The sequence below is a fragment of the Aeromicrobium sp. PFPM2_SD2 genome (assembly GCF_057364525.1).
This window is the reverse complement of the sequence record NZ_JBNFNZ010000015.1, coordinates 1-15,906: the sequence shown is the minus strand read 5'-3', so window position 1 is coordinate 15,906 and position 15,906 is coordinate 1. Positions and strand designations below refer to the sequence as shown.

Sequence of the window (15,906 nt, the reverse complement as noted above, 5' to 3'; positions counted from 1 at the left end):
CGCAGGCCGACCCATCCGGCCACGAGCACCCCGGCGACCGGCAGCAGCGGCACGACCCACGGCACGAGCCCGGCGAGCAGCCAGGGACGCCGCGCGTCCTGCTCGTCGACCCTCCGGACGGCGCGGTCGACGAGCGGCGGGACGACCAGCAGGTAGACCAGCGGGACGGACAGGGTGAGCGCGATCGCGGCCCACGTCGGCTCGAGCAGCGTGAAGTCCGGTCCGTCCTCGTGCACCATCACCGCGCCGACCATGACGGTGCCGCCGACGACCGTGCAGGCCCGGGCGAACCAGCGCGGTCCGACGAGGAGTCCGCGCAGGGCGAGGTAGACACCGGCCCCGAGCACCCCCAGCACCGTCGCGAACGCCAGCAGGTTGAGCGTCCCGGCCAGCGTGACCTCGCCCATCGGGAACCCGTCGCTGGTGATGACGCCGTGGTCCTCGCGGTTGAGCCCCGCGAGCAGCCCCATGAAGAGGCGTCCGCCGACACCGCCGACGACCAGGCCGCCGAGGGCACCGACGAGCGAGGCGGCGCCCAACCGCTGCAGCGCGTGCACCGCGTCCGTCCGCCAGGCCGGTCGCGCGTCACCAGGACGCAGGGACGTGGTGGTCATGGCGGCTCCTTCCGTGCGCGGAGCATGCCACGACCCCGGGGTCGTCCGGCGCCAGCCGCCCGATGGCCCCCGCGATCGGGTTCCATGAGCCGTGCCCGACATCGACACGCCGCCCCGCACCCGCTCGCGCTCGGCTGCGCCCATCCCCCGGGTGACGCACCTGGTCGCGGCGATCGCCTTCTTCGGGGCCCTGGTCGGCGTCTCGATCGCGGACCACGGCCTGGTGGCCGAGGAGCCGGGTGGGGACGACGTGGACCTCGTCACCGTCCAGGGCTTCGGCGTCATGTGGTTCCTGGCGCTCTCCCCCGTCCTGCTCGAGGTGGCGGCGCTGCGAGCCGGACGCCGGACGCTCGCCCGGCTGCTGGCGATCGCGGGCACCGGCTTCATCGCGTTCGTCACGACGCTGCCCGTGACCCTCCAGCTGCAGTCGGCGGTGTCGCACGCCGAGGTCGTCACCGCGGCCGTGAACGACCTCGTGGTGCTCGGCGGCTACCTCGCGACGCTCGTCGCGCTGCATATCCTGCTGCGCCGCGGCACTCCCTGATCCGGCGTACGTCCTGTGAACGACGAAGGGCCGCTGCTCTCGCAGCGGCCCTTCGTCGTCTGGCTCCCCCGATTGGACTCGAACCAATAACCCTTCGATTAACAGTCGAATGCTCTGCCAATTGAGCTACGGGGGATCGGCCTCACCTTGCGGCTCAGCACGGTGCACCACCTTAGCAAGCCTCCCCCGGAGCTGTCGCATCGCCTCCCCTTCGCGTGTCCTGACCTGACTCACGGACAATCCCAGGCGCACCGCGACGTGCTCGCGCGAGCGCGGCGGACCGGGGGTCCCGTCGAGGCGGTGCCGCACGCGCAGGACGTCTGCGAGCGTCGTCTCCAGGGCGTGCACGGCCTCGCAGACCAGGCTCGCCGGCTCGTCGTCGCAGTCCGGGCTCCAGGGCACGGCCCGGTCCTGCTCGCGCAGGACGGCGCCGACCGCGTGGGCGATCCAGGGCCACGCGTACGTGGCCAGCCGGACGCCGCGTTGGGGGTCGAACCGGTCGACGGCCTCGATGAGCCGACCGGGCCGGCCTGGACCGCGTCGAGCAGGACGTCGTTGCGCGCGCCGAGGCGCAAGGCGTGCAGCGGCACGAGCCGCAGGGCCGACTCGATGAGCTCGGCGCGGGCCTGCGCGTCGCCGGACCGGCACCTCACCGCCAGGTCGCGCTCGCGCTCGGCGCTGAGCGGCGGCAGGGACAGCAGGCGGGTGACGAAGGCGTCCATGCGACGAGCGTCGTCGCGCGGGGGCTCGGCCGCGACCCCCAACCGGCTGCCTGTGGACGAGCGTCAGGCGCCCAGGGCGCGGTCGCGCAGGGCGCGGCGCTGCTCCTCGAGGGAGACCAGCTGCTGGAACAGGTCACGGTAGCCGTCGGCGTCCGCGGACGGGTCGGCCCGCTGCAGCCGGCTCTTCACGTCGGCGATGCGACGCATCAGCGTGACCTCCTGCAGCCGGGCGAGCAGCGACGCGACCACGCGCTCGGCCGTGTTCTCGCGCGAGCGCAGCGGGTCGGTGGCGCAGATCATCAGGATGCGGCGGGTGGCGTCGTCGAGCGCGTCGGCCACGCCGGGCAGCCACGAGGCGTCCTGACGCTCGGGCAGCCCGCGCGCCGACACCTCGCGCCAGATCGCCCGGGCCCGCGGGTGCGTGAAGTCGTCCTCGGTGATCTCGGCGACGTGCTTGCGGGCGATCTCCGGGTGCTGCACGACCGCCTTGAGCGCCTCGCGCTCGTCGGTGAACCGGGCCTCCCCCAGGCTGGGCTCGGGCGGCGCCGGCGGTGCGGCGGGACGCTCGTCCGCCGGGGCGGACGAGGGCGTGGACGCGACCTGCGGACGTCCCTGGGGGGCCGCGCCCTTGCCGGTGCGGCGGCGCAGCTCGGAGCGCACCTGGTCGACCTCGACGCCGACCTTCGTCGCGATCTCGCGGACGAACTCGTCGACCTTCGCCCGGTCACGGATCGCGGTGGCCAGACCGACCGCCTCGCGCACGGCGTCGACGCGCTGGTCACCGCGGTCCAGGTCGTACTTGGACAGGGTGTTGTCGAGCACGAAGCGGTACAGCGGGATGCGCGAGGCGACGAGCTGCTGGACGGCCTCGTCGCCGTCGGCCAGGCGCAGGTCGCACGGGTCCATGCCGCGCGGCTCGACGGCCACGTAGGTCTGGGCGACGAACTGCTGGTCGCCCTCGAACGTCCTGATCGCGGCGCGCTGGCCCGCGGCGTCGCCGTCGAAGGTGAAGATGACCTCGCCGTGGAACGCGTCGTGGTCGAGCATGATTCGGCGCAGCACGCGGGCGTGGTCCTCGCCGAACGCGGTGCCGCAGGTGGCGACCGCGGTCGTCACGCCGGCCTCGTGGCAGGCCATGACGTCGGTGTAGCCCTCGACGACGACCGCCTGGCTGGACGACGAGATCGAGCGCCGCGCCAGGTCGATGCCGTAGAGCACCTGGCTCTTCTTGTAGATCGGCGTCTCGGACGTGTTGAGGTACTTGGCCTCGATGCGGTCGTCGTCGAAGATGCGCCGGGCGCCGAAGCCGACGACCTCGCCGCTCATCTCACGGATGGGCCACAGCAGGCGTCCGCGGAAGCGGTCGTAGAGGCCGCGCGAGCCGCGTCCGGCCAGGCCGGCCACGACGAGCTCCTCGTCGCTGAAGCCGCGGCCCTTGAGGTGGGCGACGAGCGCCTCGCCGCTGCGCGGGGCGAAGCCCATGCCGAACGTCTCGGCCGCGGCCTGGGTGAAGCCGCGGTCGGTGACGAACGTGCGTCCGGCCTGCGCCTCGGGGGCGCTGAACAGGTGCTGCGCGTAGAACTCGGCGGCCAGCTGGTGGGCCTCGAGCAGGCGTCCGCGCTGCCGGGGGTCGCGCTGCGGGCCCCGGGGCGCGCCGTCCTCCTCGTAGCGCAGCTGGATGCCGTACTTGTTGGCCAGCCGCTCGACCGCCTCGACGAACGTGACGTGGTCGTGCTCCATGAGGAACTTGATCGAGTCGCCGCCGGCCCCGCAGCCGAAGCAGTGGTAGAACCCCTGGGCCGGGCGGACGTTGAACGACGGCGACTTCTCGTCGTGGAAGGGGCACAGGCCCTTGCGGGAGCCGCCACCGGCGCTGCGCAGCGTGATGCCGGCGGCCTCGACGACCTCGTCGATGCGGGCACGTTCGCGGACGAGCTGGATGTCGTCGTCCTTGATGCGTGCCATGGTGCTCGCAGTCTAGTCCGCGCCACCAGGGCACCCGGGCCCGTCCGTCGCCCTCGCGCTGAGCGTGACGTTGTGCACGCGACACGCCGCGAGAGGCGTGCACAACGTCACGCTCAGCGCGGAGATGCGGCTACAGCAGGCGGTGGGCCCACTCGCGGGCCGAGACGTCGGTGAGGCTGGCGACCTGGTCGACCACGACGCGCAGGCGCGCCGCGTCGTCCGCGGCGTCGGCCCAGTCGTGGGCGAACTCGGTCTCCAGGTGCTGGTCGCCGGTGGCGACGAGCGTCTCGACGAGGGCGGTGACCAGGCCGCGCTGGTCGGCGAGCATGCGCACGCGCTCGTCCGAGCGCATGACGTAGTGGGCGGCCACCGACTTGAGCACGGTGATCTCGTCGCGCGTGCGCTCGGGGACGACGAGGTCCGCGGCGTGCCGCACGAGCGGTCCCTCCCCCGCGGCCTCGAGGGTGGCGGCCTCGGTGGCCTTGGCGAAGCGGCCGATGAGGGCGCTGGTCAGGCTCTTGAGCACGGCCAGCGACCGGCGTCCGCCGTCGTACGGCGCGGTCGGCCACTCGGGCATGGAGCGCAGCCGGTCCCACGCCGCGTCGAGCCGGTCGTCGCCGGCGTCGGGGGCGTACCAGTCGCGTCCGACCTGCCACGCCGTGCGCGTGTCGAGCGGCTCGACGAGCGAGAACCAGCCGCCGACCACGCCGTCCTCGACGTCGTGGACGGAGTAGGCGATGTCGTCCGAGACGTCCATGACCTGGGCCTCGACGCTCTGGCGATTCCCCTCGACGCCCTCGCGGAGCCAGTCGAAGACCGGCCGGTCGTCGGGGTAGACGCCGAACTTGCGGCTGCCCGGTCGCGGCCCCTGGCCGCGGGCCCACGGGTACTTCACGCAGGCGTCGAGCGTGGCCCGGGTCAGGTTGAGCCCGACGCTACGACCGTGGTCGTCGAACGTCTTGGACTCCAGCCGGGTGAGGATGCGCAGCGTCTGGGCGTTGCCCTCGAACCCGCCGCAGGCCACGGAGACCGCGTCGAGCGCGCCCTCGCCGTTGTGCCCGAACGGCGGGTGCCCGAGGTCGTGGGCGAGCGCGGCGGAGTCGACGACGTCGGGGTCGCAGCCCAGCGCCTTGCCCAGCTCGCGTGCGACCTGGGCCACCTCGAGGGAGTGGGTCAGCCGGGTGCGGACGAAGTCGTCGGTGCCCGCGCCCATGACCTGGGTCTTGGCCGACAGCCGGCGCAGGGCGGCGGAGTGCACGATGCGCCCGCGGTCGCGCTCGAACGGCGTGCGTCCGGAGCGCTTGGGCGGCTCGGGGGACGCGAACGCGCCCGCGCCTCGACGCCGTAGGGGCTGTTCATCGCGTGCAGCCTAGCGCCGGGCGCCGACCCCGTCCGTCAGGTGCGCAGGTTGGCGCCGCGCGGCCGCGGCTGGCAGCGCGGGCACCAGTACGAGGAGCGGTTCATCCACGTGTCGCGGCGGATCGGGGTGCCGCACCGCGCGCACGGCTCGCCCTCCTGGCCGTAGGCGTTCAGCGAGCGATCGAAGTAGCCGCTCTGCCCGTTGACGTTGACGTAGAGCGCGTCGAAGGACGTGCCGCCCTGCGCCAGCGCGTCGCGCGTGACGGACAAGGCGGTCCAAGTTGTCCACCATAAGGCCGTCAGACTCGCACTGCCTCAACCGCTGGAGTGCTTCGGCCCAGACGGGCAAATGACGCGCCAGACCGCAGGGCCTTGCGGTTCGACGTTCGGGGATCGCACGTCTTGAGCTCGTTGTTACTGAGCCAAGTCGAGCCAACGCCCGTGTGCCTTGGCGATGGCTGACTCACTGGCGAAGAGGTAACGCCACCGCCCGTAGACGCCTACATCGTTGACCTTCTCGACCCATGCCTCAGCGGCAGCACGCTTGGCGAGAACGCTTCCGTCGCTCGCGTCATCATCGGCCTTGCCCTCGATCAACCAGTTCGTGCCCTTGTTGTCGATTGCAATGAAGTCCGCGAAGTACCTCCCACCGTCCCACTCGATCCACGTGGGACCGTTGGTGTAGATGCGAAGCCACCACCTGATCTGGGACGACGAATCCAACATCCGTGCCAACGCAAACTCGGTGCTCTTGGCGTCAAAGTTCGCGACCGGCTCCACGCACCTCTGCCACTCGCCGTAGTGCAGGCCCTTGGCGAAGTCCGCCCACTTGCTGAGGATGGGCGACGGCATGGGCCGACTGGGCGGGAGCACTGGAAGCTCGACCACGTTGAAGTCCCAGGTCGGCGTCGTGGACCGCAGTTCATAGGCCTTCACGATCATGCTCTCAATGGCCCGCGTTGCCAATGCTGCACGCTTCACGCTCCACTGAGCGTGCTCATCGCCCGTTACACCTGCACCATCCAGGAACCACCCGACGACCTGGCTCGCGGCTTCGAACTCGGTGAGGGTGGACTCGACCAGCCCTAGTCCGAGGACCTTCTCCTCCAGTTGCTCCTTCACCTTCGGCCAAGGCAGCCGCTCAAGGTACGCCTTCTCCTCCTCGAGGAAGCGTTCACCGACCACGACCTCACCGCCGAGTCCGCGTTCAGCGTCAATGGCCACGCGTTTCATGTAGACCGACTCTTCAGTGAGGTACTTGCTTCCGAGGTCGCGCGCCTGCTGCTCTGTCACGAGGCTCAGAGAAAACTTCGCCGGGACTGCCTGCCGGTCAAGCCGCGGGAACCTGATCCGCGGAGCGCCGTCTACTGGCACAACAAGCTTTACCGCGGCTGCAGCGTCCTTTTCCCGCTGTCCAACCGTTGTGCCGTACTCATGCACCATGAGCAGAACGGAGGGGTCAATGGTCTCGCCCTCGTGCTCACTGTCGAAGACAAACGTGAGTCCACCCTGCGCAGGCTCGCCGCCGGTCGTACTCGAGGATGCCTCCTCACCTTCCGCACTCGTCTTCTCGACGGTGGGAGTCGGGGTCAGTTCGGTCGCCGCACTCGCACGCTCTTCCAGCACCTGCTCAAGGAGCGCCCGCTTGCTGGCAAGCAGCTGTCGGTAGGACTCGTGAGCGACGATGTCCACGGTGTCTACGGCCTCGATGGTGGTTCGCTCGCCAAAGGGAAGCCGCAGGCCTCGACCCAGCACCTGCTCAGTGAGCGTGGCCGAGAGGAGCGGTCGGAAGGACACGATGACGCCGATGTTCCGGACGTCCCAACCTTCCTTCAGCTTGTCCACACTTACGACGGCACGCACGGGTGAGGTGGCGTCCTCCACTGCCTTAAGCGCTCGGAGCGCCCTGTCGCTAGACCCGCCCGTGATGAGGAGTACCTGGTCGGGCTCCGTGAGGAAGTTGGCCCTCAGGAGTTCAGCTACCTGCTCGGCCTTCTTGACCTCCTCGCACACGACGAAGAGAACAGGCACCACGGACGGCTTGTTCATGGCGTGTGAGAAGGCCCGCCACGCCGACTCCTTCACGTCCCTCAGGTGACAGGCATCGGCCAACTGAGAGCGCATGTCCTTCGTGCCGTCCTCGCGGAAGACGATGACGGGGATCTTGACCAAGCCGTCCGCGATGGCCTCTGCAAGGGTGTAGCGGAAGACGACCTTGCCCGCCTTGACATCAGCCTTATTGGGAGTGGCGGTCAGGCCCACGATGGCGCGAGCGTCGAGGTCGCGGATGGTCGCGCCGTACTTCTCAGCGTCACCGGAGTACACGTGGTGCTCGTCGGCCAGTACGACCAAGTCGTCAAGCCCCTGCATGTGGGCGTAGAGCGCCTCACCCATGGACTCGTTCTCGTTGTGCATCTTGCGCTTCATGTCGTCGCTCGGCTTGAGAAGCGTCTGGACCTTGAAGATGAAGAGCTTGAGCTTCGTGGAGTCGTTCATGTCGTCTACGTGCTGCTTGAAGTTCTCAGCAGTGACGACGACAGGCTCCCAGTCAGCACCCTCGATGTACTTGCGCGAGCCGGGGGTGAAGTTCTGGATGGTCTTCTCGTAGATGGCATCGAGCGGCACGATCATGACCACGTTGCGTACGCCCGCTTCAGCGAGGTACTCAAGAACGCCGGCTGCCAGATAGGTCTTGCCCACGCCAGTAGCAAGGTCGCAGATGAACTCCCGCCCGTCACCTGGGGCAAGGTTCTCGGCCACCTTGTGCAGTGCTCGCCGGTTGGGTTCACGGAGGTCAAGGCGGGCAGCAATGGCCTCTACCTTCTGAACGTCGTACTCAACCCAACTCATCGGATCACCTTCGACTGCTTGAAGAGGCCATTCGGCACCTTGACTACGCGTGAGCCAGTACGCATCTCGGCTAGAAGACCGCATGCCTCGGGGTGTACAGCCCGTCCCGCCACTGTCACTGTCTCGTCGTCGCTCGCGAGTGACACCGCGTGCTTTAGCTGGTCCCCATCCACGATTCCCTCCACGACCACCAGCACGTCGCGGTTCTTGACCCCAGTGACCCCGCGCCGTTCAGGGGTAAGCGTGTAACCGAGTTGGGCGGCCACGAAGGGGCCGAGTTCCTTCACCGATTCCCTCAGCAGGGGGCGACCCGCGACCACTTCGATGTTCGGCTCCTCGACGCGGAGTACTCGGAAGCCACCGCCTCCGTGCCACTCGACCTTCTTGACGTTCTTCGTTTTGGCGCTATTGGTCAGGCTCGTCTTCACCTGCTTGGTGAGGTCGAGTTCTGGCTGGGCAAGCCGCTTCAGCAGGGAGAGCAGCGTCTTGGTCTCTTCGCCACTCAGACTTGGCACGTCTGACTTCAGGTCGGCGCGTGCCATCTTCGACAGCTCCTTGGCGAGGTCGATACGAACCCTGATGGGCTTGAAGGCCGCGTTGGCCTCTTCGGTCGAAGCCTCAATCTCGTCTTCGTCCGCCGCGTCACCGAACAGCTTTCCAAGAACCTTGGTGAACTCGTACGCACCTTCCGGGGTGAGCCCGGAGGGCAGCACAACGCCATCGGCGACCACCCTCGTCTTAGTCGTGCTGATCCCGCCCTTGTCTGCACCCGAGACGACCTGGGAAAGGCGGGGCTGCGTGAAGCCCGAGACAGTGCTTTCCACTGCCTCCACGGTGACCCAGCGACGGCCCATCTTGTGTGCAACGGCTGCGGTCGTGCCCGAGCCAGCGAAAGCGTCCACCACGATGTCATTCGGCTCCGTGGACACTTCGATGATTCGCCGAAGCAGTCGCTCGGGCTTAGGCGTGGAGAAGGGATTCTTCTTTGGGAAGAGCGCCTTGATCTCCGCCTTTGCCTCGCGGTTGTGGCCAACGTCCTTGTTGAACCACATCGTGCGAGAGTTCGCGCCCGTCTGAGGCTGATACCGCTTGCGCCCAATGCCACCCTTTTGGCGCACGATGTACTCGGGCCACGGACCCGCTGTCCGCCTCCGCTGCACACTCTCCTGCGCCTCTTCAAGAGGCTGGTCAAGCAAGAGGGCCGGGATACCCTTTCGAAGCTCTTCAACCGGCACGCCGCACACCTCTGCTCGCCTCTCGTCGTCGTCAATGACCTCAAGGCGGTACGAGGCCCACTCGGACATGGCGGCGAAAACGGTCTCCTGCTTCGTTCCCCAACAGCGACTATTCGCGGGATAGAGAAGTTCACCAGTGATGGGCGACTGGATCGCGTAGACCCATGTCTGATTCCTGTGAGCTGAAGGAGCAGTGGGGTTGTCGTCGTACCACGGCATCGGGTCGCCATCGGCAGCGGACTTGTAGATGCTGTTCAGGGACTCGTCTCGCCCCGTGCGGATGAGTCCCGCCTCAGGCGACTTTCCGTAGACCAGCAGCGTGTCGTGGTCGGGCGAGAAGTTGGGAAGGTCGTTGCGAGGCCCGTCCGCCTTCTGCCAGACCACCGTGCCTAGGTGATTGCCAATGCCGAACTCTTCATCGAGAACGAGGCGCGCACGGTGGACCTCGGCATCGTCCAAGTGGACCCAGATCACGCCGTCCTCTCGCATTAGAGCACTGAGCTGCTTGATGCGGTCACGGAACATCGTCAGCCAGACGGAGTGGTCGAAGTTGTCGTCATAGAACTCGCCGAACGTCTGCTCCGTGTTGAAGGGAGGGTCGATGTAGACCAGCTTCACCTGGCCCTTGTACTCGGCCACGTACTCCGGAATGGAGTTCAGTGAGTGAAGAGCTTGATACGAGTCACCTACCATGAGCAGGTTGTCGGCGGGCGTACCTGACACTTCGCCAACGCGGTCAGTCTCGGTCAGCAGCCGCACCTCAGTGACGCGTGGGTCATCCCGCTCGACCCACTTGTAACCGCCCTCAGGTAGGGGCAGTAGCGCCTTGTCCTGGTTGAACCAGCTCAGGGCTAAGCGCTGCTTCGACACTCACATCATCCTTACGTAGTCGTGTCACAGACTGTGTCTGCGACCACCCAATCCTAGGGTCGAGGTCCGACGCTCGGTGGTTTTCGGCCTCTACAAGGCCGCTCAGGACAGGAGCCTTGCGCTCGCAGACGTTCCAAAGGACCTGACACAACCAACGTTCTCTGTATGGACTGCTGCGAGTCTGCGATCTCGACGGGCTACAGCCGTTGAGGAGCGTGCCCCGTAGCTGATGCGCTCAGGACGGCGCTCCAGACCTTCAGCCACGCCTGCCAGTTGTGTAGCCCCGTGGCGGCTTCTGGCACGCCGGGCAGAAGTAGGAGCTTCGGTTCATGAAGGCGACTCGGCGGATCAAGGTCCCACAATGGGCACAGGGTCTGTTCTCCTGGCCGTATGCGTTCAGCGATCGGTCAAAGTAGCCCGACTCGCCGTTCACGTTGACGTAAAGAGCATCGAAGCTGGTTCCGCCCTGCACTAGCGCCTCCGCCATAACTTCCCGAACATGCTGAAGGAGCTCAAGGAGAACTGTGCGGCTGAGTTGCCGCCCCGGACGTTCGCCGTGGATTCGTGCTCTCCACAACGCCTCATCTGCATAGATGTTTCCCACCCCGCTCACCACCGTCTGATTGAGCAGCAGACGTTTGACCCCTGAGGCGCTGCGGCGCATACGAGCCGCGACTGCAACTGGATCAAAACTCGCTTCCATAGGGTCTGGCGCGATGTGAGCGATCTCCGGCGGAAGCCCCGCTCCCCCGGGACTGATCGACAGCCCGCCGAACATCCGCTGATCCACGAAGCGCAGTTCTCGATCGCCCAAGGTGAACCGCACACGCAGGTGTCGCTCGTCCACCTGGCCCATCGGTTGCACCAACATCTGCCCGCTCATACCAAGGTGTGCGGTGAGCGCATCGCCGTTGTCCATCGCGAGCCACAAGTACTTGCCTCGCCGCCGTGCTTGGACGAACTGGCGCTCCACGAGTTCAGCCACGAACGCCACAGGCCCCGGGACGTAAGTACGGACGGGACGGGGATGAAGCACCTCGACGGCGGAGATCGTCTTTCCCACCGCGTGGCGTTCGAGCCCGCGTCGGACGACTTCAACCTCAGGCAACTCTGGCAACGAGCACCTCGCGAGAGCGCCGTCCTAGCGCGTGGAACCGAGCCGTAAATCCCGCACTACACAAGGGCGATCGTCTGTGGTTTTGCATCTCGCCGACGCCCGAGACGAGCGTCTGGTCCAGCAGCGCGCGCTTCACGCCGGTGCGGCGGGCCCGGGTGCGGCGCACGACGTCCTCGACGTCGAAGTCGGGGTCGAGCGGGTCAAGCGCGATGTGCGCGACGTCGTCGGGGACCTCCGGGGTGCCACCCGAGACCAGCATGCCGCCGAAGATGCGCTGGTCGACGAAGCGCAGCTGGGCGCCGTCGGACAGGTCGAGCGCGACCTTGAGGTGCTTCTCGCGGGGGGCCTCGGGCTGCTCGACGAGCATCTGCCCGCTCATGCCCAGGTGGCAGACGACGGGCGTGTCGTCGTCGAGGACGAGCCAGAGGAACTTGCCGCGGCGCCGCACGTCGGTGACGGTCCGTCCCTCGAGCCGGGCGGCGAAGTCGTGCGGCCCGGCGAGGTGGCGGCGCAGCGAGCGGACGTCGAGCACCTCGACCCGCTTCACGGTGCGGCCGACGACGTGGTCGGCGAGGCCGCGCCGCACCACCTCGACCTCGGGCAGCTCCGGCACGGGCTAGGCCTGGGCCGCGGTCTTCGCGTCGGGCTCGAGCTCGGCCTTGAGCGCGCGCCAGGCGATCTCGGCGACCATCTGCTCGGCCTCCTTCTTGGAGCGGCCGTGCCCGCCGGTGAAGCGGCGCTCGCCCATCACGACGTCGGCGGTGAACACCTTGTCGTGGTCGGGGCCGGTGCCCTCGAGGACGTAGGAGGGCACGCCGACCTCGTGGTCGGCGCAGATCTCCTGCAGCGAGGTCTTCCAGTCCAGGGCGGCGCCGAGGTCGGCCGCGGCCGCGATGGCGTCGTCGAACACGTGGTGGATGACCTCGGCGGCCCGCTCGATGCCGAACTGGACGTAGACCGCGCCCAGCACAGCCTCGACCGTGTCGGACAGGATCGACGTCTTGTTGCGACCGCCGGTCGTCTCCTCGCCCCGGCCCAGCAGGATGTGCGGGCCGAGGTGCAGGCGCGTGCGGGCGATCTCGCCGAGCGCCTTGGCGCTCACGACGGCGGCACGCAGCTTCGCCAGCTGCCCCTCCGGGAGGTCGGGGTGCTTGCGGAACAGCGTGTCGGTGACGACGAGGCCCAGCACGGAGTCCCCGAGGAACTCGAGACGTTCGTTGTGCGGCACGCCAGGGTGCTCGAAGGCGTACGAACGGTGCGTCAGCGCGTGCCGGAGCAGCTCGTCGTCGAGGTCAGGAACTCCGAGGGTCTCCCGGAGCGCGTCCACCTGTCAGAGGACCTGGCGACGCTCGCCACGGGCGCCGTACTGGCCGCACTCGGCGCAGGCGCGGTGCGGGACGACGCGCGCGTCGCACGCGGGGTTGGGGCACTCGACGGTCTGGACGGCCACGGCCTTCCACGCCGAGCGGCGGTGACGGGTGTTGCTGCGCGACATCTTCCGCTTCGGGACAGCCACGGTTACTCCTTGGGTCCGTCGGGCGTGTCGCCCGACTCTGGGTCGGTCATCTGGCTCAGCGCGGCCCACCGGGGGTCGATCGCCTCGCCGTGTGTGTGATCTGGATCGTCCGCGAGTCGTGCCCCGCACTCGGGACAGAGTCCCGGACATTCCGGATCGCACACCGGGTTGATCGGCAGTGCGAGCACCACCGCGTCCCGGAGGACGGGCTCGAGGTCGAGCAGGTCGCCCTCGAGCTGAAGCTCCTCCTCGCTGGCGTCCGCGTACAGGTACAGCTCCTGGAAGTCCACGACGAGGTCGTCCTGGATCTCCGTGAGGCACCTGACGCACTCCCCCACGAGGTGCACGGTGGAAGTGCCGGTCGCGAGCACGCCGTCCATGACGGCCTCGAGCCGGAGCTCGATCGCGATGTCACTGCCCTCGGGCACGCCGATGAGGTCGACGCCCAGCTCGGCCGGCGCCGGGACGGTCAGGTCGTAGGTGCGCTCGGTACCAGGACGTCGACCCAGCTCGTGGGTGTCGAGGACCAGGGGGCCGGGGCGCACGCGTCACTTCCCGTCGTCGGTGCAGACAGAACTTCGGCCTGCAAGCAGGCCAGCGACCATCCTAGCGTGCGCCGGTGACGGGAGGCCAATCGCCACCGACGCGTCGGTCACGCTCCGGCGAACTTGCCGTGCAGCGCGTCCAGGACGTGCGCCGGGACGAGGCCGGAGACGTCGCCGCCGTGCTTCGCGACCTCCTTGACCAGGCTGGAGGCCAGGAAGGAGTACGCGGGGCTCGTGGGGATGAAGACGGTGTCGACGCTCGTGAGCTTGCCGTTCATCTGGGCCATCTGGAGCTCGTAGTCGAAGTCCGTGACCGCGCGCAGGCCCTTGACGATGGCGTCGATGCCGCGGTCGGCGCAGAAGTCGACGAGCAGGCCCTTGAACGAGTCGACCCGCACGTTGTCGAAGCGGGCCGTGGCCTCGGCGAGCAGCTCGAGCCGCTCCTCGATGCTGAACAGGCCGCGCTTGGACTCGTTGACCAGCACCGCGACGACGACCTCGTCGAACAGGTGGGCCGAGCGCTCGATGATGTCCAGGTGCCCGTTGGTGACGGGGTCGAAGGACCCGGGGCAGACCACCGTCGTCATGTCAGCGACCGTACCAAAGCCGCGTCTCGCCGTACGTCTTGTCGCGGACGGCCTCGAAGCCGTCCGGCCACGTGAAGGCGTCGCGGCTGGAGCGCTCGACGACGACCAGCGCGTCGTCGGCCAGCCAGCCGGGAGCCTTGAGCGCGGCGAGGACGTCGGCCAGCGCGAGGTGCGGCAGGGCGTACGGCGGGTCCAGCAGCACCAGGTCGTAGGGCGCGGACGGCGCCGTCGCCGACGAAGCGCTCGGCCGTGACCCGGTGCACCCGGACGCCGGGAGCCCGCACCGTGGCGACGTTGCGCTGGACGACCGTGGCCGCGCGGGCGTCCTTCTCGACCAGGTCGACCGCGGCCGCCCCGCGGGAGGCAGCCTCGAGCCCCAGCGCCCCGGAGCCGGCGAACAGGTCGAGCACCCGCAGCCCGGACAGCCCGCCGAAGGCCGACTCCAGCGACGAGAACAGCGACTCGCGGACGCGGTCGGTGGTGGGACGGGTGGTGTCGCCGGGCAGGGTGGCCAGGCGACGGCCGCCGGCGGCGCCGGCGATGATGCGGGTCACAAGGGGCCTCTCAGGTGCGTTCCATGTAGTCGGCGCGCTCGCTCGCGTCGAGCTCGCGCACCATCGTGCCCAGTGCCGGGTGGGCGGCGAGCCCGGGTCGGCGTCGACCAGCGCGGAGGCCGCCTCGCGCGCGTCGGCGATGACGTCCTCGTGCTTGATGACCGACAGCAGGCGCAGGCTGGAGCGGACGCCGGACTGCCGGGCGCCCAGCACGTCGCCCTCGCGACGCAGCTCGACGTCCAGGCGGCTGAGCTCGAAGCCGTCGGTGGTGGACGCGACGGCGTCCAGGCGCTCGCGGGCCGGGGTGCCGGCCTCGGACTCGGTGACGAGCAGGCACAGGCCGGCCTGGCTCCCCCGCCCGACGCGACCGCGCAGCTGGTGCAGCTGGGAGATGCCGAACCGGTCGGCGTCCATGACGACCATCACCGTCGCGTTGGGCACGTCGACGCCGACCTCGACGACCGTGGTGGCCACGAGCACGTCGACGTCGCCGGCGGCGAAGGCGCTCATGACGGCGTCCTTGTCCTCGGGGACCATGCGCCCGTGCAGCATCGCCAGGCGCAGGCCGTGGAGCGCGCCGGACTCCAGCTCCTCGTGCAGCTCGACGAGCGAGTGCCGGTCGTCCTCGGACGGCTCGGACTGCGCGTCGCCGATGCGCGAGACGACGACGTAGGCCTGGCGGCCCTTGCCGACCTCCTCGCGCACCCGCTGCCACGCGCGCTCCAGCCAGGCCGGACGCTCGAGGGCGGGCACCACGCTGGTCTGGATCGGCTGGCGCCCGGCCGGCAGCTCGTCGAGCGTGGACGTCTCCAGGTCGCCGAACACCGTCATCGCCAGCGTGCGCGGGATCGGCGTCGCGGTCATGACGAGCACGTGCGGGCGGACGTCGTAGCGGTCGACCAGGGCAGCGCGCTGCTCGACGCCGAAGCGGTGCTGCTCGTCGACCACGAGCAGGCCCAGCTCGGCGAGCTGGACGTTCTCCTGCAGCACGGCGTGGGTGCCCACGACGATGCCGGCGGCGCCGGAGGCGGCGTCGAGCAGCGCCTCCTTGCGGGCCTTGGCCCCCATCGAGCCGGTGAGCAGGCGCACGCGCGTGGCGTCCTCGGCCCCGCCCAGCATCCCGCCGGCAGCGAGGTCGCCGAGCATGCGGGTGAACGAGCGGTGGTGCTGCGCGGCCAGCACCTCGGTCGGGGCGAGGAGCACGGCCTGGCCCCCGGCGTCCACGACCTGCAGCATCGCCATCAGCGCGACCACCGTCTTGCCCGAGCCGACCTCGCCCTGGAGCAGGCGGTGCATGGGGTGGGTGCGCGACAGGTCGTCCGACAGCTCGTCGACGACCCGCTGCTGGCCGGCGGTCAGGGTGAACGGAAGCCGCTCGACGAACCGCTCGCGCCAGCCCGCCGGCGCGCGGCGGGCGGGGGCGCGGCC

13 protein-coding genes, 1 tRNA gene and 2 pseudogenes are annotated in these 15,906 nt (G+C 69.0%); 1 reads left to right on the top strand and 15 read right to left on the bottom strand.

The genetic code is table 11. From position 1 onward, the window contains the following. Positions 1 to 614, bottom strand: a 614-nt coding sequence (locus AC2W7G_RS02195; protein WP_485866991.1) for a hypothetical protein, incomplete at its 3' end; no start/stop codon positions are given. 91 nt (positions 615 to 705) lie between these two features. Here AC2W7G_RS02195 and AC2W7G_RS02190 point away from each other — a divergent pair. Then, positions 706 to 1,158, top strand: a complete 453-nt coding sequence (locus tag AC2W7G_RS02190) for a hypothetical protein (RefSeq protein WP_485866990.1) — start codon at positions 706 to 708, stop codon at positions 1,156 to 1,158. 60 nt (positions 1,159 to 1,218) lie between these two features. On the opposite strand, the gene AC2W7G_RS02185 is transcribed toward AC2W7G_RS02190, so the two are convergent. The 14 genes and pseudogenes from AC2W7G_RS02185 to AC2W7G_RS02120 all read right to left on the bottom strand — a co-directional run. After that, positions 1,219 to 1,294: transfer RNA gene (locus AC2W7G_RS02185), tRNA-Asn, on the bottom strand. A 649-nt stretch (positions 1,295 to 1,943) separates the two neighbouring features. Beyond that, on the bottom strand, positions 1,944 to 3,845 hold the full coding sequence (gene dnaG / locus AC2W7G_RS02180) for a DNA primase (RefSeq protein WP_485866989.1): 1,902 nt from the start codon (positions 3,843 to 3,845) through the stop codon (positions 1,944 to 1,946). A gap of 130 nt (positions 3,846 to 3,975) precedes the next feature. After that, positions 3,976 to 5,103, bottom strand: a complete 1,128-nt coding sequence (locus tag AC2W7G_RS02175) for a deoxyguanosinetriphosphate triphosphohydrolase (RefSeq protein WP_485866988.1) — start codon at positions 5,101 to 5,103, stop codon at positions 3,976 to 3,978. 137 nt (positions 5,104 to 5,240) lie between these two features. Continuing rightward, positions 5,241 to 5,456 (bottom strand): annotated as a pseudogene (locus tag AC2W7G_RS02170) (zinc finger domain-containing protein); the annotation flags it as partial. Positions 5,457 to 5,618: 162 nt separating this feature from the next. Further along, positions 5,619 to 8,054 carry a DEAD/DEAH box helicase gene (locus AC2W7G_RS02165; protein ID WP_485866987.1) on the bottom strand — a complete coding sequence of 812 codons (2,436 nt, stop codon included), beginning with the start codon at positions 8,052 to 8,054 and terminating at the stop codon, positions 5,619 to 5,621. Continuing rightward, positions 8,051 to 10,159 carry a site-specific DNA-methyltransferase gene (locus AC2W7G_RS02160; protein ID WP_485866986.1) on the bottom strand — a complete coding sequence of 703 codons (2,109 nt, stop codon included), beginning with the start codon at positions 10,157 to 10,159 and terminating at the stop codon, positions 8,051 to 8,053. The genes AC2W7G_RS02165 and AC2W7G_RS02160 overlap by 4 nt, the downstream gene beginning before the upstream one ends. Before the next feature lie 256 nt (positions 10,160 to 10,415). Further along, on the bottom strand, positions 10,416 to 11,276 hold the full coding sequence (mutM, locus tag AC2W7G_RS02155; protein ID WP_485866985.1) for a bifunctional DNA-formamidopyrimidine glycosylase/DNA-(apurinic or apyrimidinic site) lyase: 861 nt from the start codon (positions 11,274 to 11,276) through the stop codon (positions 10,416 to 10,418). Further along, complete coding sequence (locus AC2W7G_RS02150) at positions 11,260 to 11,889, bottom strand: DNA-formamidopyrimidine glycosylase family protein (protein WP_485866984.1); 630 nt, start codon at positions 11,887 to 11,889, stop codon at positions 11,260 to 11,262. Before AC2W7G_RS02150 ends, mutM begins: the two co-directional genes overlap by 17 nt. Positions 11,890 to 11,892: 3 nt before the next feature. Continuing rightward, positions 11,893 to 12,603 (bottom strand): ribonuclease III, encoded by a 711-nt coding sequence (rnc, locus tag AC2W7G_RS02145; RefSeq protein ID WP_485866983.1) that lies wholly within the window; start codon positions 12,601 to 12,603, stop codon positions 11,893 to 11,895. Between the two features lie 3 nt (positions 12,604 to 12,606). Continuing rightward, the gene (gene rpmF / locus AC2W7G_RS02140) at positions 12,607 to 12,792 is read right to left on the bottom strand and encodes a 50S ribosomal protein L32 (RefSeq protein ID WP_485866982.1); all 186 of its coding nucleotides are present in this window, start codon (positions 12,790 to 12,792) and stop codon (positions 12,607 to 12,609) included. 2 nt (positions 12,793 to 12,794) lie between these two features. Beyond that, entirely contained in the window at positions 12,795 to 13,337 is a 543-nt protein-coding gene (locus AC2W7G_RS02135) for a YceD family protein (protein ID WP_485866981.1), read from the bottom strand. A 107-nt stretch (positions 13,338 to 13,444) separates the two neighbouring features. Further along, positions 13,445 to 13,924 carry a pantetheine-phosphate adenylyltransferase gene (coaD, locus tag AC2W7G_RS02130; protein WP_485866980.1) on the bottom strand — a complete coding sequence of 160 codons (480 nt, stop codon included), beginning with the start codon at positions 13,922 to 13,924 and terminating at the stop codon, positions 13,445 to 13,447. Between the two features lies 1 nt (position 13,925). Then, complete coding sequence (locus AC2W7G_RS02125) at positions 13,926 to 14,126, bottom strand: RsmD family RNA methyltransferase (RefSeq protein ID WP_485866992.1); 201 nt, start codon at positions 14,124 to 14,126, stop codon at positions 13,926 to 13,928. 109 nt (positions 14,127 to 14,235) lie between these two features. Continuing rightward, positions 14,236 to 15,792 (bottom strand): annotated as a pseudogene (locus AC2W7G_RS02120) (RsmD family RNA methyltransferase); the annotation flags it as partial. Positions 15,793 to 15,906 lie beyond the last annotated feature (114 nt).